The sequence below is a fragment of the Mesorhizobium kowhaii genome (assembly GCF_003253745.1).
Taxonomy (GTDB): Bacteria; Pseudomonadota; Alphaproteobacteria; order Rhizobiales; family Rhizobiaceae; genus Mesorhizobium; species Mesorhizobium kowhaii.
The window spans coordinates 112,965-134,150 of record NZ_MZXV01000013.1; the positions used below are offsets into that span (position 1 = coordinate 112,965).

Sequence of the window (21,186 nt, forward strand, 5' to 3'; positions counted from 1 at the left end):
TTCGTGTGCCGATGCTAGTGAGAGCAATCAGTATGGCTAACGGTAGCGGATGCCCACGTAACCGATTGATCTTATTGACCTTTTGGTAGAGGGAGAGGAACCGGGATCCAACCTTCTCCGCCGGATCGATGCAATTGCAGCTTGTGCGTGGGTTTCCCGTTGAGTGGGAGCGCCAACGGCGCAATGGCGGCTAATGCTGAAGGTCTGATTTTGACCCCATCCGCGACATTTCGATTAAGTCGATAAACGGCTGCTTCCTTTGCGTATGCGACAATGATCGCGTACAATTCAGACAGCCTGTGCGACAGGATTGCACGAAGGGGGGAGCAAATGGCAAAGGGGTTCACTCGGCGTAGCGCCATGATCAACTGGGTGGCTCTCACCGCCGCCTTCGTCATCACTGGGGCATTCGCGATAGCACCTTCGGCAAAGGCAGAAGAGCAGATCGAATCGATCACCTGGGCGCTGCCCAGCATCCCCGACACGCTCTTCGTTCCGCATGCCTGGACGACCTATACTGGCGCGATCATGTCGCTCGTCCAGGAAGGACCGCTAGCCTTCGGCGACGATCTCGCTCTCGAACCCGCATCGGCCGACAAGTGGGAGCAGGTCGATCCGACGACGATCAAGTATCACCTGCGGAGCGGCGTCAAATTCGGCGACGGAAGTCCGTTCACGGCTGACGATATCCTCGCCACCTTCAAGTATCACATGAACCCGGCTTCCGGCTCGCAGCTCGCCTCCTTCTACAGTTCGGTGGCGACTGTCGAGGCGACGGCTCCCGATGAGGTGACCGTCAAATTGAAGGCGCCGAATGTCCAGTTCGCCTACACGGCCGCTCACATGGCGGGTTTCGTCTTCAAGAAAGAACAGCTCGCAGACAAGAACATCGGAACGCCCGAGGTTCTGCCGCTGGGGACTGGCCCCTACAAGCTTGTTGAATTCGTCCCGACAGATCATGTCATCCTCGAAGCGCGCGACGACTACTGGGGGCCGAAGCCAGTGGTGAAACGGATCACCTTCCAGGCGATCCCAGATCCGCAGGCCCGGCTGCTGGCCATGCAGAGCGGCGACATCGACGGCACCTTCGATCTCGCCATCTCCGACGTCGACCAGTGGAAGGCGATAAGCAACGTCGATATTGTCACCAAGCCGTCGCTCGGCGTGTTCGCGCTCACTCTCGATCACTCGGCGCCGCCGTTCGACGATATCCATGTGCGCCGTGCCGTAGCCTATGCCGTCGACCGGGAAGGCCTGGTCAAGGCGCTCCTCAAGGGCAACGGCGAGGCGGCGACGGCATTGAACCCGCCCGAGATATGGTCCGGAGTTCTAACTCCTGACGAGGTCCGCGCCTTCTACGCTACCTTGCCGAGCTACCCATTTGATCTGACAAAGGCGAAAGCCGAGCTGGCACAATCCGGCCATCCGGACGGCTTTGACGTCACCATTCCCGCATCAACCGACGATCCCTACATGGTCAACATCATGCAGTCGGTGGTGGAAAACCTGAAGCAGATCGGCATCCGTGCAAGCATCCAGCAGATGGATAACAACACCTGGCTCGCGCAGTACTTTCGGCATGAGAATCTTGGCATGCAGATCTCGGCGTATTATCCGGACTTTGCCGATGCGGCCAACTATCCCTACCTGTTCTTCTCGAGTGCGACGGCAGTGAAGGAGGGCATGAACGCCTCGAACTTCAAGAACGGCGAAGTCGATGCCTTCCTGAAGATCGCCAACGAAAACGCCGACCCCAAGGCGCGCGCCGATGCACTGAAGGGCGTGTTCAAGATCGCCAACGAGGACGTCTCGCTCGTGCCGATCTTCTGGCCCGCCTCGGCGATGGCGATCAACAACAAGTACAGGCTCACCGGCTACACCGCCTTCTGGTACAGTATCCCGTGGGCGATCAGAGGTTTTGGCCTAAAGTAAGGGATCGCGGGGCCGCTTGGCCATGGACATTCTCATCGTTTTCGCATCGACCGGCGCTTGCGCGCGCGTGCGTCAGCCCGTGAATTGCTGAAGGTGTCGGCCGATGGACTTTTTTGAAGCGAGTCTCGCACGACTTCACCAACTGCGCTTTCCTTCGGATCTGTCCTTCACCCGCGATGGCACGGCGGTCGTTGCAGCTGTTCGCCCCGCCGCGCACGAGCTGCGGCAATCCCCGCAGAGCCGCGTTTGGCGCTTTTCACTGGATGGAGCAGAAGCGGTGCAGCTGACCAACGGGCCGGGCGGCAACGGCCTGCCGCATCTGTCGCCGGTCGACGGGACGCTGGCGTTTGTTTCCGATCGGGCTTTGCAAGGAAGAATGTCGCTGTTCCTCAAGGACGATCACGGCGAGCGGCCAGTAGGGGAACTCGCCGGCACCATCGAGGACATGAGGTGGGCGCCGGACGGCGGGAGCCTCATTGTCATGGCCGCGGATCGCGGCCTCGACGGTGGCGCGACCAATGGTGCGCAGCGCCTGACCCGGGGAGAGCCCGAGGATCCCGCGGTGACGAGCCCGGCGAATGCGCGGCGCCGCCTGTTCCGCGTCAGGGTCGACGACGGGTCGACGGTCGAGGTCGGGCCGTCCAAGTTCAGCGTCTGGGAATTCGAACTTGTCGGCGATGATGCCGCCCTTGCTGTCGTCTCCGTCGACCCGAGCGAGCGCGGCTGGTATCACGCCGAACTGACCAGGATCGATCTTGCGACAGGTGCCGCGACGATCCTGCACCGCGCGCGCTGGCAGCTCCTGGCCCCCGCGGCAGACCCGAGCGGCAAGCGCATCGCCTTCCTTGATGGGTGGTCCAGCGACCGTGGCCTTGTCGCCAGCGAAATCAGCATCCTCGACATCGCCACAGGCAAGATCATCACCGTCGCCCCGAGCGGCATGTCGAGCATTACGTCGATGAAGTGGCGTGACGACGACAGCCTCTGGTTCACCGGCTGGTCGCGGCTCGGCTCCGTCTATGGCGTCACACATCTCGACGGCAGCGTCGAATGGATGACGCAAGAAGACGCGATCATCGGCACGAGCAGCTTCAGCGCTGGCATAACGACCGCGCCCGACAGTAAGGGGTTCGCAGCGGTGCGCGAGAGCGACGGTGCGCCGCCTGAAATAGTATTCACGTCCGGCGCGAAGGCTTCCGCATGGTCGGCGGTCTCCAATCTGAACGGCGACGTGGCCAGGGACTTCAACGCCTACCCGGAGGTCCGCGCCGTTGCCTGGAAAGGGGCAGATGGCGTAGAACTGGAGGGGCTGGTGCTGCTGCCACGCGACGGCGCCAAGGGGCCGAGGCCGACCATCGTGGACATCCACGGCGGCCCGAGCTGGGCGGTCAGGCATGCCTACAATCCGGGTGACGCGCTGCCGTTCGCGACCGCCGGTTACGCCGTCTTCCTTCCCAACTACCGTGGCAATGTTGGCTGGGGCAAGGCGTTCGGCATGCTGAATGTCGGCGACCCGGCGGGGGCCGAGTTTCAGGATATCCTCGCCGGCCTCGACAAATGTGTCACAGCGGGGATTAGCGACCCCGACCGGCTCGGCATCACCGGCGCCAGCTACGGCGGCTATCTTACGGCCTGGGCGGTCGCGACGACTAACCGGTTCAAGGCCGCCGTGATGGTCTCCGGCTTCGCCAACCAACTCTCAAGCCACTATTCCTGCAAAGACTTCCATGCTTTCATCAACGGCGGGCCGCTGTCTGAGGAGCGCTATCGCCGCGTAGCGGTCGACCGCTCAGCCATCACGCGGCTCGACAGACCCACGACGCCGACATTGATGATGCATGGCGAGGGCGATCGATGCACTCCGCTCGGCCAGGCGCAGGAATTATATGCGGCGCTACTCGAGCGCGGCGTCGAGTCCGAGCTGGTCGTCTACCCGCGCGAAGGCCACGGCCTGCGCGAGCGCGACCATCAGCTCGAGGCATGGCGCCGCATGATCGGCTGGTTCGACCGCTACCTCGGGTCGCCCCGGTGACCGGCTCGGGAGTTATCGTCTTCGTCATGCGGCGGTTCGCCGTGGCGGTCCCACTCCTCCTCATAATCTCCTTCGGCGTCTTCGCGCTGGTCCACATCGCACCCGGCGATCCGGTGCGTTCCCTGCTCGGCGCGCGCGCGTCAGACCCGGCAACGCTTGCCGCCATCCGCGAGCACTATCACTTGGACGATCCATTCCTCATTCAATACTTCAAATGGCTGTCGAAGGTGGTCCAAGGCGATCTGGGTGTCTCCATCCTGGGCAATCGGGCGGTGACGAGCACCATCGCCGATCGGCTCGGTGTAACCATCTTCCTGAGCTTGATGAGCGCTGTTCTCGTTCTCGGCCTTGGCGTCCTGCTTGGAGCGGTCGCTGCTTTCCGCCGCGGCACGCGGCTCGACCGGGCGGTTGTCATGTTCGGGGTGTTCGGCATCAGCTCACCGGCCTTCGTCACCGGCATTTTCCTTCTCTATTTCTTCGGCGCCCTGCTGCACTGGTTCCCGATCTTCGGTCCGGGGACCGGATTCCTCAACCGTGCTTGGCACCTGACGCTTCCGGCGCTTGCGCTTGCGATCTCGGTCATGGCCATAGTCATCAAGATCACGCGCGCGGCGATGATCGAGGAGCTGGACCGGGACTACGTCACCTTTGCGCGCGCACGCGGGCTGAGTTCGCGGCGCATCACATTCGCCTATGTGCTCAGGAACGCTCTCATTCCCGTGGTCACGGCCGCTGGGCTCATCGTCGTCGGGATCGTCTCCGGCGCGATCTACGTCGAGGTCACCTTTTCCTTGCCAGGTCTCGGCGCCTTGACGATCGATGCGGTCCAGAAGCGCGACATCCCGACGATCCAGGGCACCACGCTGCTCTTTTCTGTCTTCGTCGTGCTGGTCAACCTGGCGATCGACGTGATCTACATGCTGATCGACCCGCGCATCCGCTTCGGCAGGGTCGAGTCATGAGCGCCCCAGCCATCAACGAGACGCGAAAGACGAAGCTGCCGCAGCGCCTGCCGATCGTCATTCTCATTGCTGTGCTGATTATCGCGGTGGTGGTGATCTGCGCCGTCCTTGGGGAAGGGATAGCCCCTTATTCGCCCTTCCTCCAGCGTCTCGGGGTCGGCGATACGCCGCCTTCCGCCGCCCACATCGCGGGGACGGACCTTCTTGGCCGCGATGTCCTGTCGCGCGTGATCTACGGGGCAAGGACTGCCTTGGTCGGCCCGGTCGTCGTCGCCAGCGGAGCTTTCGCGATCGCGACCCTGCTTGGCCTTCTTTCGGGCTATCTCGGCGGCCTGGTCGATTCGGCGATCATGCGCTGGGTGGATTTCATGTTAGCGTTGCCGGGACCACTCGTGGCGATCGTCGTCGTCGGCGTGGTAGGCGGCGGATACTGGACCGCCGTGTTCGTTCTGGTCGTCCTCTTCACGGCCCCCGATACGCGCATCGTGCGGAGCGCGGTCCTTGAGCAGCGGCCGCTTCCCTATATCGACGCCGCCCGCACGCTCGGCATCTCGAAGACCCGTATTCTGTTCGTCCACATCCTTCCCAACGTGCTGCCGATCATTCTGGCCTATGTCGTCCTCGACTTCGCCTTCGCGCTGGTCAATCTCGCCGGGCTGTCGTTCCTCGGCCTTGGCGTTGAACCCGGGACCCCCGACTGGGGTCGGATGCTGTTCGAGAACCGCAATATCCTTTTCTCCCATCCGGTTGCGCTGCTCCTGCCCGCGGGAATGATCATCCTTACCGCGGTCAGCATGAACCTCATCGGCGACTGGCTGTTCGAGCGGTTTGCAAAGTGAACACACACGTGGCGAGCACGGGTAACCCGCTCCTCAGGGTCGAGGGGCTAGCAATCTCACACGGCGCGGTGCCCATCACGACGCCCTTGAGCATCGCAGTCGAGCGGGGCGAGACCATTGCGATCGTCGGCGAATCGGGATCCGGAAAATCGCTCACCGCACGAGCGATCGCCGGCATATTGCCGCCGGGCATAAATGCCACGGGCACCGTCACGCTGGACGGCATTCCCCTGATGCGGCTCGCCGAGACGGAACTCCGCAGGATCCGCGGGTTTCGCGTGTCGATGCTTATGCAGGATCCGTTCACGATGCTGAATCCGCTCATGCGAGGCGGCGACCACATCGACGAGATGCTGCGCGGCCGGCCTGAATTCGCCTCGCGCGCGCCGCGTGCGGCAGAGGTGAAACGCCGCCTGGCGGAAGTCGGCATCGTCGAAGAGGATGTAGCCCGCCGCATGCCATTCCAGCTGTCGGGCGGCATGTGCCAGCGCGTGGCGCTTGCCGCAGCCCTTGCTCGCGACCCGGAGCTGCTCATCGCCGACGAGCCTTCGACGGCGCTCGACGTAACGACTCAGGCCGAGATCATCAGGCTGCTGCGACGTATCCAGCGCGAGCGGCACATGAGCCTGATCCTCATTACCCACAACCTGAGGCTGGCATTCTCGACCTGCGAGCGCATCTATGTGCTCTATGCCGGCTCGCTGCTCGAAGTCGGCGACGCAGCCGCCGTCGAGCGCCAGCCGTTCCATCCTTACACCCTGGGACTTTTGCTGTCGGAACCGCCGGCCGATATTCGCGTGCCGCGGCTCGTCGCGATCCGGGGCTCCGTGCCCCAAGCGGCCGATGTAGTCGGCCGATGCGGCTTCGCCGACCGCTGCGACTGGGCGAAGCAGATCTGCCGCGCCGGCAAGCCGCCGCTGGTCGCCCGCGATATCGGCCGGCTCACCGCATGCGTTCGCCAGGACGAGATTCAGGGCGAGCTCGATGCGCTGCGCACGGCGGCGCTCTGCGCGGCGCCGGCAACGCCGCGCCGGGACGAGACCGAGGGGGCGCTCGTCCGCATCGACGCGCTCGTCAAGACGTTCGACGGTCCTCGGGGCCATCCGATCCGTGCGGTGAAGCACGTATCGCTGCGCATCATGCCCGGTGAAAGCGTCGGCCTTGTCGGCGAATCCGGCTCGGGCAAGACCACGCTCGGGCGCTGCCTTGTCGGCCTCGAAACGCCAACTGCGGGCGACATCCGCATCGACGGCATCGCGGCAGCAGATTTCGGCGCCATGGCGAAGGCCGACCGCGCTCGTGTTCGCCGGACCATCCAGATGATCTTTCAGGATCCGTATTCGACACTCAATCCGAGGCACAGCGTCGGCCAGGCACTCAGCGAGGCGCTGCGGGCCTCCGCGGGCGCAGCCAGCGCGGCGACGCCGGAGCGGATCGCGGCGCTGCTGGCCGATGTCGGTTTGTCCGCCGCGTACGCCACGCGCCGGCCGGCGTCGCTCTCGGGCGGCGAGCGCCAGCGGGTCGCCATCGCGCGCGCGCTTGCCGTCAAACCGGCGATCCTCGTCTGCGACGAACCGGTATCAGCCCTCGACGTCTCGGTGCAGGCGCAAGTGCTCAACCTCTTCAAGCGCCTGCAGGCTGAGCACGGGTTGTCATATCTCTTCATCACCCACGACCTTGCCGTCGTCCGCCAGATCGCCGAGCGCATCTATGTCCTCTATCTTGGCGAGATCGTCGAGGAGGGACCGACGGAGCGGGTCATCGGTGACCCGCAGCACCCCTATACGCGACGCCTCGTAGAATCGATCCCCCGTTCAGCCAACCAACATGCGCCGTGACGGGGCCTGCGAAGAGCTTGGGAAAGACGTCCTCGATGGCCGAAAGAGCCATCTCCTCTCAGACGGGCAGTCTTGTGGATGTTCATTGAGCCCCTCCGGTGGGTGCTGAAGCTAGGCAATTCCAGTCTCCTCTGTCTGGTCCGAATGAACAACCTGTGGGACGCTCACAGCTAGAGCGCGCCCGAAGCGAGTGCTATGGTCACCGTGAGTTGACCCAACGGAAGGCCTCAGATGAAGTCTGGCGTCCTCGGACCCCTCGAAGTTAGAGCCGACCATGGCGTGCAGGCGCAAGCGATCCTCGGCCAGGGCGCAGCGTTCCAACCCGAAACGCCGCCGAGGCCGGAGGCGGCTTCCTCGGCTCCGGCTAAGCCGGCCGCGCCGGAGGCGCGGGAGCCAAGACCGGACGCCCGCAAGACGGTCACGATCCTCTTCACCGACATCGTCGATTCCTCGCGGCTCAGCCTCTCCCTCGATCCCGAAGCGCTCCGCAATATGCTCACCCGTTACTTCGGCGACCTGAGCGCCGTCATTCAGCGGCATGGCGGAACCGTGGACAAGTACATTGGGGACGCGATCATGGCTGTGTTCGGCGTGCCGCTCCTCCACGAAGACGACGCGCTGCGGGCGGTGCGGGCGGCCGTGGAGATGCGCGACACACTCGCCATCCTCAACCATGAGCTCGAAGCCGGTTGGGGAGTCCGCCTTATGAACCGAATCGGCATCAACACCGGCGAGGTGATCGCCGGCAACCAAACGCAGGGGTATTCGTCTGTCGCTGGAGAGGCCGTCATAGTCGCGAAGCGCCTCGAGGAGGCAGCGACGGCGGATGAGATCCTGATAGGGGAGTCGACGTACAAGCTCGTGCGCGATGCGGTCGTCGTCGAGCCGAGTGGGCCGCGCACACTCAAGCACGGCGCGACCATCCGCGCCCTTGTCGTGGTAGAAGTCCTCGCCCACGCTCCCGGAATTGCGCGCCGCTTCGACTCGCCTTTCGTCGGGCGCGAACTCCAACGAGCCTTGCTCGAGACCGTCTTCCGAAATGCGGTCGATGACAGGACCTGTCGCCTGGTCACCATTCTCGCCGACGCGGGTGTGGGAAAGTCGCGGCTCGTACGGGAGTTCACGAGCGACCTTGCCGAGGATGTCACGGTCTTGCACGGCCGCTGTCTACCTTATGGCGAGGGCATCACCTATTGGCCGCTGGCCGAAATCGTGCGGGAGCTCACGCGCGCGGAGGGACCGGACTCCGGCGAGCAGCTTGCAGCGGTGATCGGGGCGCGGCTGGCAGGCGACGAGAAGGCCGGGCTGATTGCCGAGCGTGTGACCGGGGCGCTCGGGCTTGGCGGCGCGGGACAAGGGACAACCGAGGAGACCGCCTGGGCCGTCCGGAGGCTGTTTGAGGCGCTCGCGCGAGCTGGGCCGCTCGTCGTCGTGGTGGACGACATCCATTGGGCCGAGCCGACGTTCCTCGACTTGGTCGAGCACGTCGCCGACTTCTCACGCGATTTTCCTATCGTGATCATCTGCGTGGCGCGGCCGGAGCTCTTCGACACGCGTCCTGGCTGGGGGACCGGCAAACGCAACGCGACGTCGATCGTCCTCGAGCGGCTCAGCGACGCGGAATGCCGCGAGCTGATCTCCAACCTGCTTGGCCGCGCGCCGCTGGCGCCGGCGGTCGAATCGAGGATCTCCAGCGCGGCCGAGGGCAACGCGCTCTTCGCCGAGGAACTCGTGGCGATGCTCGTCGACGATGCGTTGCTCAGGCGCGCGCCCGACAGCTGGGTCGCCACGTCGGACCTCGCCGAGCTGCCCGTTCCCTCGACGATCAACGCGCTTCTCGCTGCCCGTCTCGAGGGCCTCCCTTCCGTCGAGCGAGCCATCCTGACGGCCGCAGCGGTCGAGGGCACAGTATTCCATCGGAGCGCCGTCAGCGAGCTCGCCGGCCCCGGGCTCGACGCACTTGAGGATGGTTTGCTCGCGCTCGTCCACCGGGATCTGATCCGCCCGGAGGCGCCGTCGTTCGCCGGCGAGAAGGCCTATTGCTTCCGTCACGTCCTGATCCGAGACGCCGCGTATCGCTCCCTGCCGAAGAACGCGCGCGCCGACCTGCACGAGCGCTTCGCCGCGTGGCTCGAGCTAACGGCCGCGGACCGGCTACGCGAGTTCGAGCAGATTGTCGGCTATCACCTCGAACAGGCCTTTCAGTACCGTGTCGCGCTCGGCCCGCGTGACGCGCGCGCGGCCTCGCTTGCCGCCCGGGCTTGCGAACGGCTCGAGGCGGCCGGGCGGCGGGCGCTTGTCCGCAGCGACCTGCCGGCGGCGATCAGCCTGCTCGAGCGGGTTTCCCGGCTGCTTCCCACCGATGATCCACAGCGGATCGCGCTGTTGGCCGAGCTCGGCGCCGCGCTGATAGAAAGCGGCCGGCTGGACGATGCCGGGCGCGTGCTGGATGAGGCGGAGCGGCTGGCTATCGCCACTGACGACCAGCGCTTGGCAGCGCATGTGCTCGTCCAGCGGCACTTCCTCCGGGTCCTCCGCGGCGAAGAAGGCGGGCTGGAGGAGGCGGCACGGGCGGCGGCCAAGATGATCCCGGTCTTCGAGCGTTTCGGGGACGACCTGGGCCTGTGCCGCGCACGGCGGCTCCAGGCGTGGTTATTTTTTAACGGGGCTCGCGGCGAGGCGGCCGCCGCGGCGTGGGAGCGCGCGGCTGCCCACGCGCGACGGGCAGGGGCTCGGCATGAGTACCACGAGATTCTCACGTGGATCGCGTCCGCGCTCTGGTTCGGCCCCACCCCGGCCGCCGAGGGCATCCGTCGTTGCGAGGCGATGCGTGCAGAGGTGCGTGAAAGCCCGGAGTCCGAGGCAGCGATCCTGCGCCAGCTCGCATGCCTCAACGCGATTGTCGGCCGCTTCCCGATTGCACGCGAGCTGATCGCAACGAGCAACGCCACCTACGCCGACCTCGGCCTCACGCTCTACGTGGCGTCCTCCGAGCACGAGGCCGTCGTCGAGCTGCTCGCCGGGAACCCCGCGGCGGCCGAGAAGAGCGCGCGCTCGGCGTATCGCGCGCTCGAGGAGATGGGCGAGCGCGCCTTCCGCTCTACGATGGCCGCATCGCTTGCCGCGGTGATCCTCGAACAGGGACGCGACGAGGAGGCCGAGGACTTCGCTAAGCTCAGCGCCCAGCTGGCTGCGAGCGGCGACCTGGTGACGCAGATCCTCTGGCGTCGCGTGCGTGCACGCGTGCTCGCCCGGCGGGCAGAGATCGAGGCGGCGGAGGCGCTGGCGCGCGAGGCAGTAGCGATCGCCGAGGCGACGGACTTCATCAACGACCGGGCCGATGCACTGATCGACCTGTCGCGCGTGCTCGAGGCCTCCCGCCGAGGCAACGAGGCGGTCGAGGCCGCGTCCCGAGCGCTGCGTCTCTACGAGCTGAAGGGAAACGTGGTCGCCGCGGCCGCGACCCAACTCCGCCTAGGCAAACTCGTCAAAATGTGACTGCGTAGGCGGCAAGGGGGTACCGCCGCACCTCCTTGTGGACCGCCCGGGATGTAATGCCAACAGACTTGACAGGTGTGGCATGATTGAACCGGCACAAGCGCACGTTTCCTTCTGTTCGATGAACAGCCGCTTCTTGATCGTGTTTCATTCCGAACCCAAGTGCGACTGTCCCGACGGAGCTCAAGGGCTGCCTTTGGGTCGCTTCGGCCGCGTGACTTAGGCACCACTCACTTCTTTCGCGGGAACACTTGCTCCCTAGAGTTCCCGGCTTGCACTTCCCCGAGTTTCGTGTTGGCTCTTTTGATCGCCTCCACCGTCCCAACCTGCAACTTCTCAAGGAGCTTGATCTGGTTCTGGAGTTCCTCCTCAAGTTTCTTGTCGACTTCCTTGTCGGCGGCCATTTCATCTCTCCATCCAATCATCGAGGCGCAAACTGACGCCTACGTCACTTCCATGCGGGGCGGGTTCCTCGCTTGCCAGTTTCCGCGAACTACTAATACAGATCGATAGGGTCGAGCCACCAGTCTTGCTTGAAAGCGCCGGTGCCATCCTGATAAGCTACGAGAGCAATTCCCAAAGCCAACCCGGGCTGGAAACTTCCGATTTTCCACCCCGGCGGGATTCCGTCAGCAGTCCAGCGCCCCGGCGCCCAACCTGACCGCTGGGCGGTCCTTTGACTGGCGCCCGTGCTGTCCTGCACAACCCAAGCCTCGAGCCACAGGGGTGTCCAGCCTGCTTGGGGAAATGTCAACCCCATGTCGTCTGTCAACGGACCCTGCGGCCACTCGACCGCCTGCGAGCCGGCGTTTATATTTTGAGAATCATCCCAATTGTGTGGCATGACATATCTCCAATCGCTTGAACAAGAGATCGTACGGCTCGTCGACTATATCATTTTTTGCGGCGCGATCCCACCCGGGAAAGCCCGGATGGTGTCACCCGACGGTCAGAGCGTCTTTTCCACTTCTGCGGCCGGTACAACAGCCTTTTCCGCGTCCGGTTCTGCTGTCTTCTCCATAGTGTTTATGCTCACATGCGGCCACCGGATCGGTCCCGGCAGTCCGTCTCGCCGCGTAAAGAAATCCAGCAGCACGATCTGCAGATACTGCATGATAAGGCGCGGATTGCCGTAAGTATCGGTCTCTTCCAGTTCGTAAATCCAGAACGTCGATATCATCTCCGCGGCATTGGCCTGCCTGACTATAAACGGGATATTGACGATGCCACCCGTTTCGACCCTGGTGCTGACCTCTAGCTTCGTCGTCCACTTCACGGTGCCCGGTATGGCGCCGACCAGAAGCTTGTGCGGTTCCGTCGGATCAAAGACTCCCTTGAATGGATTTGCGTGGAAGTGAGCGTATGGCGCCAGATATGGGTTCGTCAGAGTCTGGTTGACACCAATTGGCAGCCCGTTGATCGCCGGAATCTTGGGCGGCGCGACCGACCGAGTGCCTGCGCCAAGGGCAAGCAGGGAATCGCCGTGCGGTATCGTACCCAACCGCGAAATATTGCAGTGCGGCTCGGCTTGATTGGTCATGAAGAGCCATAGACCAGGCTCATGGTGAATGGTGGTGTCCCGCTCGCCCTGTAGACCGCTAGCGGGAAAATCGTCAGCAGCGATCTGCTCGATCCGCTGCTCGTAGTCGAGCGCTACCACAATCTGGTCTGTATTAAAAGAAGGAGAGCCGCGCTGGATGCCACGGTTCTTGACCCCTTTGTCCACGAGAGTGAACTTCAGCACTTCATTATATTGGTTCACCAGAAGCCGATAGTCTATGCCGCTCATGTCGGACACAAACGGAAGTGCGATTGCGTTCCAACCACGACCGATCATGTCAGGCACGTTGCTCCAAGTCCCTGGAAGCACCTGAAGTACACCGAGATCGGGATCCCTGGGTCGCGAAAGCTCAATATGCCGAGATTGATACTTGAGTTGTTCTACTCTTTTAGTTGAGATCATCCCTGCCCCCAAAGAAATCTATACGCGCTTTAGAACAAGGCTATCGCTGGTGAAATATATCCAATAGTCAAGGGCCCACTTATTTTCTGCAATAATAGGTGACCAATAGATGAGAGTTTTAGGAAGTTTTACCTTGCGAAGCACGAACCATCTTGCGCGCCAAGCACCTACAGGCGGGACTTCAGTTTGTCCCGGCACTCACCCATCGCCAAAACGAAGCAAACCTCTGCACCTAGGCAGAAGATTGTATAATATACAAGGACTCTAGCCCAATTTCAAGTAAACATTGTCGATCCGTCTACCGCTTCGGTAGGCAGCCTGTTGCCCGGCAAAAGCCCCGTGGCTGTAGCGGGGCCAATCCAGCGCCTGGCCGTGCTCGACCATCCATGAGGCCACGCTGGCGCCGTCCGCACGCCTGCAATCGCCTACGAAGCGGCCGTAGCGGTCCCAACTGACAAAGCTGCATTGGACAGGCCTCGATGCGGCCAAGAACCCGTCGAGTGCTGCCGCGGCCTTTGCACCGCACTGGTAGCGAAAGCCCATGGCGTCGTCGCATTGCTGGGCAGACTCGGGCGCATCGATGCCGTTGAAGCGGACACGCTGGCCGTGGATTTCGATCGTGTCGCCGTCGATGACGGAGGCGACGCCAGGGATCGGCGCAGGCTTCGATCCGATCCAGCTCGCTATGTTGAGATCGGGCACGCGATCGGTGTGCTGCAGGACGAACTGCACCACGTAGGCCGCCACCGCGGCCAGCGTCACGAAGACCAGCCGCTTCGGAATGCCTGCCAGGAGGCGTGCACGTCGAACCTTGGCGCCACTCCGCTTGCGCCATTGGGCAGACCGATTGTCGTATCTGTATTTGTCCAAGTCCCTCACTCCCCGAGGGCAGGATGCGACTGTTTCCGCTTGGAGTCCACCAAACGGGAACGCAACTCGGAGCGTGAGCGTTTCAACAGGCCGAAGTCGCGCTAAGTGGGGCTGTGGATGAGTTCTTTTCGTGAAAAGCCTACCCTTGCGTTCCATATAGAAACGGAACGCCACGCCCGCCTCGAAAAAAACGCCCGTCTGAGGGAGCTTCGATCTCATGCGTCTTGGCTAGTGTTCGATCCTCATGCTCCGTTTCACGATGAGATCGATTGTTCGACCATCTTTGAGGGGATGACTTCACGCAAGCCGTAACTTCGGCAATTGCTAGCCAATGGCAGGCCTTTCAGCCAGGCTCGTTGATCAGCGGCACCTTGCCTTTCGGCCGACGGAACTTCCTCACCAGATGGACCGTCTCAGCGTCGACCGTGACGCGGCCAAGCGCCTGTACCGTTACCCGGCCTAGATCGTCGTCGACGTGAACAACCTCACCTTCGAACCTCATTCTGTCCCCTGGCTTGGCGTTCGGATCGATGATCGAATAGGGAAAATTGGCGGTCGGGATACGCAGGGCCACGCGCTCCTCGATGCGTTTGCCCACCGTGGCGATGATCGCCACTCTGTCACCGATGCTAATATCCCGCGCCATGCATACGCATCCCGGCCGCGGCTGGACCCGCTGGCAGGAGGGCACCGGCGACGCCGCGGACGGTCGTGGCCACGACGTTGATCGACGCCCGCGAGCATGTCCGGTTGAAGGCGGACCATGATCGGCACACCCTTTCCAGTTGGGGCTGGTCCCCGCCGTTTCTTTGATACCACGGTTTCTTGCTTTGGAGAAGATCCGATGCCGAACACCTATGTTCGGGCAGCCGCCGAAGGCATGCCCAAGTCAACCGCAGGTCAGCGCTCGCCTTCACAGGCGCCGGCCTGGTCGCCCTAATCGGAGCCTCAGCGTCTAATGGTGCGTCAGCAAACCAGACTGAGCAGGTCGGCTTGTCAACTTTCTCCTTCTGCGCAATATTTTTTACGGGGAAGGGGACGATGCGCGAACTGCCACGCAACATCGATGCCGACGTGGTGCTGGCCATTGGCCGGATGCTCGACGACCATGCAAAGCTGGCGTCGGTCTCGCTCGCGGATTCGGTGCTGCAAATCCGCAAAGAGCACACAACCGCGCTCACCGACCTTGATATCGAGGAACTTGTGATCGAGATGGCCGCGTCTCGCGGGCTCGCTGTCCTACTTGACCGAACAGCAAAATAAGACGCGGAACCGAAGGGGGTTTTTTCACGCCATACGCACCGGGCCGGTGGATACGCGGACTGGAGAGCTTTACAAGCCCGCACTAGAATAGGACTATTGTCCTTGGGTGGGGCGACTCTCAAAAGGTGTCGCGATGGCTAGGACCAAACTTTCAAAGCAGCTTTCCCAGGCTGAAATCGACCGATTTCTGGCGGAGGCGGAGCGGCTTCACAAGAGCATCGTGCAGCCGCTGTTATCGCCAAGCTGCGAACACTATCGAGCGCTCCAGAGGACGCATGAAGCGCTGCTGAAGTCGATCCGAGAAATCACCGGCAAGGATGCGCCGTTCATCATGTGGAACGGAACAGGGCCAGTGCGACCGCCTGCAGACTGGGTAGCCGGCTAGGGACTTCAGTCTTAGTTGAGCTATCTCTAATATGAGAATAGCTTAGGCAGAGAGGCACAGATGTGGGCTGGGCGAGGACCCGTCGCTTCGCAAATGAGGTGGCGGGCCTTTGGATGGGGCGGCCCGGCACCCCTGCGGGTTGGGATGGGGCTAGGACACCGGGCCTAGCCGGCAGGATGTGCTCGCGAGGAACATCGCCGCCAGCTGGAGAGCATTTATGCGCCTTTGCTAATGTAAAGTGAAGCACCTAGTGAAGGAACGCAAAGGTCGCCGGCAACGAGGCGCTGATCGCTATTCTGGATCGCGGAAGCAGTCTGTGGTCCGGCACTCTTTTTGACAGAGGGCGCCGAGCCTTTACCGGCGGCGCTTTGAGGGAAAAGGCGCTGAGTAGTCAGCGTCGGACCTGGCGACCGCTTGGCAGGCGCCCTTTCAGGCAACCTTCAGCGTTCGCCGCGGGCCATCATCCAAAAGGCTGTATTCCAACAACTCTAGCGAGAGCGATACAAGGTGCGGTGGTGACCCGTAATGGGTCAATAGATTTTGGCACCGCAATTGCATTGACAGATTTGGGGTGGGGTGCGGACCCGTCGCTTCGCAAATGGAGCGGCGGGTCAGGTTTAGCATCCTTCTTCCTTCCAGATAGATAGCCCGCGCTCTGTCCCTGCCGCTATTGCCGTTCGTGTCGCGCACCGCCAGCGGGCTTTAGTCTCGGGCCAAAGCGGTCGGCCAAATTGAAACAACACCATCGCCAGCAGGCACGCTAGGAGGGCGGGCGGTGTGATCCGGCCTAACTGCATGCTGTCTTCGCCAATGAAGCGCTCGCCATATCGCCCAACCCAATATGGCGAGCACCCTGGTCAACCGACGATGAGGGGACTTGGTTCGTCGGCTTCGTGTTAATGAGCGGGAATTCCTTCTGTTGCGCTGTTGGGACCATTGCGCATCCTCATGGGACTTCAGTCGCAATTGCGCGGCGAAGGACAACACTCGTCAAAAACTTCCGGTCTGCTACAGCGGCTTCCCGGCGCGGATCATGGCCCGCGCAATCGCAAGCTCCGTTTCCGTCCTTGCGTTTTCTTTTCGGGTCATGTTGTCGGCGGCAATCAGCCGCTTCAGAGCCTTCACCTCGGCCTTGCGCTCACGCTTGGCCGTCCAATTCGTCAATGCTGGTCTTCCTCGATGTGGCCACCCCGTATCAACGGGCAGGCAGGCGTCTACCAGCGCAGCGGGCCGGACGACGGAGACAAATCGGCGCGGCTCTGGTTATGCAGCGCAAACTGCTCCGGCGGACGGCCAACTCACGCCGGCAATCCGGCCTTGATGAGCCCTTCGCGGAGAAGCTCCCTGTCTTCGGCGTGTTCAAGGAGGACGCTCTTGCGCATGTACTCGGCTGTCGAGAAATCGGGTTGCAACCGTAGGATCTCCGCAACCGCTGCCTGTGTCTCTGCTGTCCGCCCAAGCTGGGCGTAGCACGCCGCGAGCCGCGCGAACGACCACGAGGTTGGCAGCGGCGTCTGCTTGAACGCCTGGGCGGCCTCTTCAAAGCGCCGAAGGGAAAAAAGGGCAATGCCGGAGAAAGGACGGTACCAGCGAGAACGCAATGGGTTAAGGCGATTGGCTGCCTCCAAACAAGTCAGTGCCTCTTCGGGCCTCCCTCGACAGGTCATCAAGCGACCCTTCATGAGCAGTCCGTCTGCATCGTTGGGGTTCAGTTCGAATGCCCTTCCGAGGTGTTGCTCGGCTTGGTCGTACTCACGGCGGTTGAAGCAGATAGTCGATAGTATGCGGTGGCAGCGGCTCTCCAGGGGGTCAAGTTCGATCGCGTGCTTTGCCTCGATGAATGCCCTGTCCAGGACTTCGACCGGTGCGGAGGCGAAACCACTCAGTGCCAGCTTGACGAATGCGCGATACGAATGCGCGACGGCATACCTGGGATCGAGCGCAACCGCCTTCTCGAACATCTCAAGGGCTTGCTGAATGGCAGTGTCCGCGTCACTGCGAAAGTGGGCCAAGCCGCGCAACAAGCAGTCGTAGGCAGCCAGGCTGGCCGTCGGTCTTTGCAGCACTTGTTGGAGCCTTGCATCTTCAATTCGCCCGACCAGCGTCGTCACGATCGTCTGCGCGACTTCGTCCTGCACAACGAAGATGTCATCCGGGCTTCGATCGTAGCGCTCGGCCCATAGGTGCGCGCCGGTCACGGCCTCGATAAGCTGCGCGGTGATCCGCAAGCGCGAGCCAGCCCGCCGTACGCTGCCTTCGAGAAGGTAGGACACGCCAAGCTGCCGTCCGATCTCGGCGAGGCTGGTTGGCTTGCCGCGAAAGGCAAACGAGGAGTTGCGGGCGATGACGAAGAGCGAACGGAAGCGAGCAAGTCCGGTGATGATGTCTTCGGTGATCCCGTCGCTGAAGTATGTCTCTTCGGGCTGGCCGCTCAAGTTGTCGAAAGGAAGCACCGCGATGGATGGCCTGTCAGGCAAGGCCAACGGCGCAGCGATTGCCGGACCCGGCTCCCTGGCCCAGCGCCAGACACGGACCGGCTGCGCGATGTTCTTCAGCGTGCGCTCGCCGGCGTCCTCGAAGGCAAGATCAGTCTTGCCGGCCAACTGCTTCTGCGCAGCGTCGGAAATGCAAATGCTCCCAGGTTCCGCCAGTGCCTCAAGCCTTGCAGCGATGTTGACGCCATCCCCGAGCAGGTCGCCGTCCTCCACGACAACGTCACCGACGTTGATGCCGATGCGGAACACGATGCGGCTCTCGGGCGGGACCTCCCGCTGATGCGCCGCCGTCCCCTCCTGCACGGCGACGGCACAGGCCACGGCATCGACAACGGAGCCAAACTCCACGATTGCGCCATCCCCCATCAGCTTAACGATACGGCCTCGGTGGTCTGCGATCAGCGGGTCAAGCACTTGGGAGCGAAGGGTCCTGATCGACGCGAGTGTACGGGCCTCATCCGCTTCGATCAGGCGTGAATAGGCCACGATGTCGGCGGCCATGATCGCAGCGAGCCGCCGCTCCACCCGAACATTTGGCATAAGTTGCCTTCCTGTGCATCGCTAAGGCGAGCGCCCAATCTTCGCAGCTTCAAGTACGACCCGCAATCCGAACTGTAATGGGCACGCAAGGTCTCGCCGCGCGTCCAGCCCACTTCCAACATGCAGTCGATGATCGCCTGAAAGCCTGGCTCCATGGCCTCCTGGCAGTCTAACGGGCGATCTGCGTAATCCTCTTGGTGCTTCGGCGGATTGATCATTTTCACTCCATGTCAGGCACATCACCATTGGTGAAAGCACCGTCGGCGGCCCATAGTCGCCAAGCGCCGGATCCGCGTCGCGACTCCATGCTATGACACCGACATGCTATCCCGCCAGCGCCTTTGCCGTCCGGGTAGCTCGGTCCTCGCTCTGCTGATCCGTCGGGCCGTATGCGGTGAACAGCTCGCCATCCTCGCCGCGGTCGAACGCAACGACGACGATCAGCTTAGGCTTCTTCTGGCCGGGCAGGACGTGGTCTGACATTCAGTGAGCCGCCGCTCGATGCGAGCGGAGTTCTTGCTCGATCGTGTTGATGGCCCTGTTGAGGACGTCGACCGCCTGGAGGTTGACGGCAAAGTCGATATCGCCCTCTGCCGTTTCAAATGTGAGCACGCCGAGCTTACGGTCGTCGTCGCTGATTGTGCCGGTTTTGATGCCGGTCGGCATGTAGGGAGGTTTCTTTAGCATGGGTCTTTCTCCTTCAAAGGTGACGATCGCCGTGCTCACGGTGTCCGAAGCAATACCAGTGCGGCAGATGCTTTGGCTTGGCGAACCCGAACGGCGCACGTTTTCCGCATCCAGCAAACTCGCAGGTATGGTTTTCGATCCGCGCTCGCTCGCGCGGAACTGCCGTCATGCCTTCGGCAAGTCTGGCCGGCTCGTCGCTCATCCGTATCGCTTGCCAAGGGGCGGGGCGTTCAGCGCGTCGAGTTGATCTTGAAGTCGGCCGTTCAGCACGATCATTTCCTTCAGCGCCTTCATCGTGTCGCCCTTGTGCTTGGCGACGAACTTGTCAGCGACGGCCTGCAACGCCGCCTCCTGGCGGCTGTCCAGCGTGATGATGTAATTCATGACGATACCTCCCACTGCTTAGAACAATGAGCCCTGCGCCGGCGTTGGTGGCACCTGTTGCGGGAACTTGATCTGTGTTGCCGGCTTGTCGACGATCACAAGGGCATCGTCGGGCGCGGTGCGTTGCATCCGCCTCGCTTCCGACCAGGGCGCGGTCATCCAAGTCTCGATTTCCTCCGGCACGCGACGCTTCATTGTCATTATTTGCCCCCCCTTTCGCTGCCTATTTCGCAGGCAGTATAAGCATATCGCGGTTGGCGGTAGCGCCAGACCGCCGTGCCGAGCATCGAAGCGGTGATCGGGCTGATGTAGAGCACCGCTCAGCTGTCGTAGTAGAATGAGGACTTGCCGTTCGGCGTGTAAACCCAAGTATCGGCGACGTAGTAGGACGCCTGTCCGTCTGGAACTCGATACCACCAACCACTATCGACCCAGTAGGCGTATGCCCCGTTTACGGTGTAAACGCTGTCGCCCTCTTGATAAAAGGCAGCTTGACCCTCTTGGGTGTAGATCCAGCGTGCGCTCATAACGAATGCCCCTTTTTTAGGCGTTGCCAACCGCTACCAGGCGTTTAGCCTACTGCCCGGTAGCAACAGCGCATGTCGGGAACTGGCCGGCCGCCCTGTCGGCAACAGCTTTCGCTTCCTCCGATTTGGTGGAGCACGTCTTTGCAAGCTTGACGCCAAAGCCTTTGCTTTCCAGACACCGAACCATGTAGCGGTCCCTGAGGTCTTGGTTGACGTCATATGTCGTCGTTGATCCTGGAATGTTTACCGCTCCGATCGTGTTGCAGGAGACGATTGTCCCGATGGTATTGCACTGGACTGTCCCAGGGTTGTTGTAGCCGGGATGATAGTCGGTCGCTATTGACTGCGGAATCTCCTTGAAAGAAGCAATCTTGCACTCGTCTTTCGCCGTCTGCGTTGTATTGAGATCAACGCCAGGTTTGAAGACGATATAAGCCGGAGTGGACTGGCAGCCGGCAATAGCCAGAGCTACGAATAGATATCGCTTGCGCATAGAATCTGTTCCCCCTGCGTGCAGTGAACTGCAAACGGTTCGCCATCGCAAGGGCGCACTTCGGCAACATCAAACAAATCTGGTAATGCAATATTGCCCCCAAGAGTGAAGGACTGGGAAATGGGGAAATTCCTTGCAGTGGTGCTGTTTGTCGCGGGCGTTTCAGTATTGCCGGCTCAATATTGCTATGCGGCGAATACGCCTTGCAGTGGCCGCAAGGGCGGAATCTCTCACTGCCAGGGCCGCACGTTCATCTGCAATGACGGCTCGGTAAGTGCCAGCAAAAGGGATTGCTCTGCCGACAATGGCGGTGGCTCCAGCCAGCCGCTTGGCTTGATGGGCAACGAAGACGCAGACATGACGCCGACAGACAATCAGGCCGAATGCTCCTGCCGGGCAGGGCACTACTGTACCGGACCTCGTGGCGGGCACTTTTGCATCACCGACGGTGGGGCCAAGAGCTATTTGCGCAAGTAGC

Annotated in this window: 21 protein-coding genes and 1 pseudogene; 9 read left to right on the top strand and 13 right to left on the bottom strand. The window is 62.2% G+C overall.

All coding sequences use genetic code 11. The annotated features are described in order from the left end of the window. Nucleotides 1–330 precede the first annotated feature (330 nt). The 6 genes from B5V02_RS02920 to B5V02_RS02945 all read left to right on the top strand — a co-directional run bounded on the left by B5V02_RS02920 (nt 331) and on the right by B5V02_RS02945 (nt 11,101). Nucleotides 331–1,932 carry an ABC transporter substrate-binding protein gene (locus B5V02_RS02920; protein ID WP_111542756.1) on the top strand — a complete coding sequence of 534 codons (1,602 nt, stop codon included), beginning with the start codon at nt 331–333 and terminating at the stop codon, nt 1,930–1,932. A gap of 277 nt (nt 1,933–2,209) precedes the next feature. Further along, nucleotides 2,210–3,964: a S9 family peptidase gene (locus B5V02_RS02925; protein ID WP_167458351.1), complete on the top strand. Its 1,755-nt coding sequence runs from the start codon at nt 2,210–2,212 to the stop codon at nt 3,962–3,964. Between the two features lie 26 nt (nt 3,965–3,990). Beyond that, entirely contained in the window at nt 3,991–4,926 is a 936-nt protein-coding gene (locus tag B5V02_RS02930; protein WP_425374382.1) for an ABC transporter permease, read from the top strand. Next, the gene (locus B5V02_RS02935; protein WP_111542759.1) at nt 4,923–5,765 is read left to right on the top strand and encodes an ABC transporter permease; all 843 of its coding nucleotides are present in this window, start codon (nt 4,923–4,925) and stop codon (nt 5,763–5,765) included. Before B5V02_RS02930 ends, B5V02_RS02935 begins: the two co-directional genes overlap by 4 nt. Nucleotides 5,766–5,773: 8 nt before the next feature. Further along, nucleotides 5,774–7,603, top strand: a complete 1,830-nt coding sequence (locus B5V02_RS02940) for an ABC transporter ATP-binding protein (protein WP_111543697.1) — start codon at nt 5,774–5,776, stop codon at nt 7,601–7,603. Between the two features lie 231 nt (nt 7,604–7,834). Further along, nucleotides 7,835–11,101, top strand: a complete 3,267-nt coding sequence (locus tag B5V02_RS02945; RefSeq protein WP_111542760.1) for an ATP-binding protein — start codon at nt 7,835–7,837, stop codon at nt 11,099–11,101. Between the two features lie 230 nt (nt 11,102–11,331). Here the strand turns inward: B5V02_RS02945 and B5V02_RS40405 are convergent, their stop codons facing one another. The 4 genes from B5V02_RS40405 to B5V02_RS02970 all read right to left on the bottom strand — a co-directional run bounded on the left by B5V02_RS40405 (nt 11,332) and on the right by B5V02_RS02970 (nt 14,580). Continuing rightward, nucleotides 11,332–11,505, bottom strand: coding sequence for a hypothetical protein (locus tag B5V02_RS40405; RefSeq protein WP_167458353.1), 174 nt, complete (start codon nt 11,503–11,505; stop codon nt 11,332–11,334). A gap of 545 nt (nt 11,506–12,050) precedes the next feature. Further along, on the bottom strand, nt 12,051–13,064 hold the full coding sequence (locus B5V02_RS02955; protein WP_111542762.1) for a heme-binding protein: 1,014 nt from the start codon (nt 13,062–13,064) through the stop codon (nt 12,051–12,053). 264 nt (nt 13,065–13,328) lie between these two features. Next, complete coding sequence (locus B5V02_RS02960; RefSeq protein ID WP_245445649.1) at nt 13,329–13,934, bottom strand: thermonuclease family protein; 606 nt, start codon at nt 13,932–13,934, stop codon at nt 13,329–13,331. 343 nt (nt 13,935–14,277) lie between these two features. Next, on the bottom strand, nt 14,278–14,580 hold the full coding sequence (locus B5V02_RS02970) for a hypothetical protein (protein ID WP_146606008.1): 303 nt from the start codon (nt 14,578–14,580) through the stop codon (nt 14,278–14,280). Between the two features lie 395 nt (nt 14,581–14,975). Between B5V02_RS02970 and B5V02_RS02975 the strand changes: the two genes are divergently transcribed. Together B5V02_RS02975 and B5V02_RS02980 are read left to right on the top strand one after the other, a co-directional pair. After that, nucleotides 14,976–15,197 carry a hypothetical protein gene (locus B5V02_RS02975; protein ID WP_111542766.1) on the top strand — a complete coding sequence of 74 codons (222 nt, stop codon included), beginning with the start codon at nt 14,976–14,978 and terminating at the stop codon, nt 15,195–15,197. A 133-nt stretch (nt 15,198–15,330) separates the two neighbouring features. Then, nucleotides 15,331–15,582, top strand: a complete 252-nt coding sequence (locus tag B5V02_RS02980; protein ID WP_111542767.1) for a hypothetical protein — start codon at nt 15,331–15,333, stop codon at nt 15,580–15,582. 1,008 nt (nt 15,583–16,590) lie between these two features. Here the strand turns inward: B5V02_RS02980 and B5V02_RS40410 are convergent. The 9 genes and pseudogenes from B5V02_RS40410 to B5V02_RS03025 all read right to left on the bottom strand — a co-directional run bounded on the left by B5V02_RS40410 (nt 16,591) and on the right by B5V02_RS03025 (nt 20,708). Continuing rightward, entirely contained in the window at nt 16,591–16,746 is a 156-nt protein-coding gene (locus B5V02_RS40410) for a hypothetical protein (RefSeq protein ID WP_167458340.1), read from the bottom strand. A gap of 134 nt (nt 16,747–16,880) precedes the next feature. Continuing rightward, on the bottom strand, nt 16,881–18,578 hold the full coding sequence (locus B5V02_RS02985) for an adenylate/guanylate cyclase domain-containing protein (protein WP_245445651.1): 1,698 nt from the start codon (nt 18,576–18,578) through the stop codon (nt 16,881–16,883). Between the two features lie 259 nt (nt 18,579–18,837). Beyond that, nucleotides 18,838–19,100 (bottom strand): annotated as a pseudogene (locus B5V02_RS02995) (hypothetical protein). Continuing rightward, complete coding sequence (locus B5V02_RS03000; RefSeq protein ID WP_111542769.1) at nt 19,101–19,304, bottom strand: hypothetical protein; 204 nt, start codon at nt 19,302–19,304, stop codon at nt 19,101–19,103. A 13-nt stretch (nt 19,305–19,317) separates the two neighbouring features. Beyond that, nucleotides 19,318–19,506: a hypothetical protein gene (locus B5V02_RS03005; protein WP_111542770.1), complete on the bottom strand. Its 189-nt coding sequence runs from the start codon at nt 19,504–19,506 to the stop codon at nt 19,318–19,320. Then, entirely contained in the window at nt 19,503–19,688 is a 186-nt protein-coding gene (locus tag B5V02_RS40415; RefSeq protein ID WP_167458341.1) for a hypothetical protein, read from the bottom strand. The genes B5V02_RS03005 and B5V02_RS40415 overlap by 4 nt, the downstream gene beginning before the upstream one ends. 18 nt (nt 19,689–19,706) lie before the next feature. After that, the gene (locus B5V02_RS03015) at nt 19,707–19,889 is read right to left on the bottom strand and encodes a hypothetical protein (RefSeq protein WP_425374348.1); all 183 of its coding nucleotides are present in this window, start codon (nt 19,887–19,889) and stop codon (nt 19,707–19,709) included. A gap of 119 nt (nt 19,890–20,008) precedes the next feature. Continuing rightward, nucleotides 20,009–20,215, bottom strand: coding sequence for a hypothetical protein (locus tag B5V02_RS03020; protein WP_111542771.1), 207 nt, complete (start codon nt 20,213–20,215; stop codon nt 20,009–20,011). A 49-nt stretch (nt 20,216–20,264) separates the two neighbouring features. Beyond that, a complete protein-coding gene (locus B5V02_RS03025; RefSeq protein WP_111542772.1) occupies nt 20,265–20,708 on the bottom strand; it encodes a hypothetical protein in 444 nt (147 codons plus the stop codon). A 120-nt stretch (nt 20,709–20,828) separates the two neighbouring features. Here B5V02_RS03025 and B5V02_RS03030 point away from each other — a divergent pair, with 120 nt between their 5' ends. Then, on the top strand, nt 20,829–21,185 hold the full coding sequence (locus tag B5V02_RS03030; RefSeq protein ID WP_111542773.1) for a YdcA family protein: 357 nt from the start codon (nt 20,829–20,831) through the stop codon (nt 21,183–21,185). The last annotated feature ends 1 nt before the right edge of the window (nt 21,186 follow it).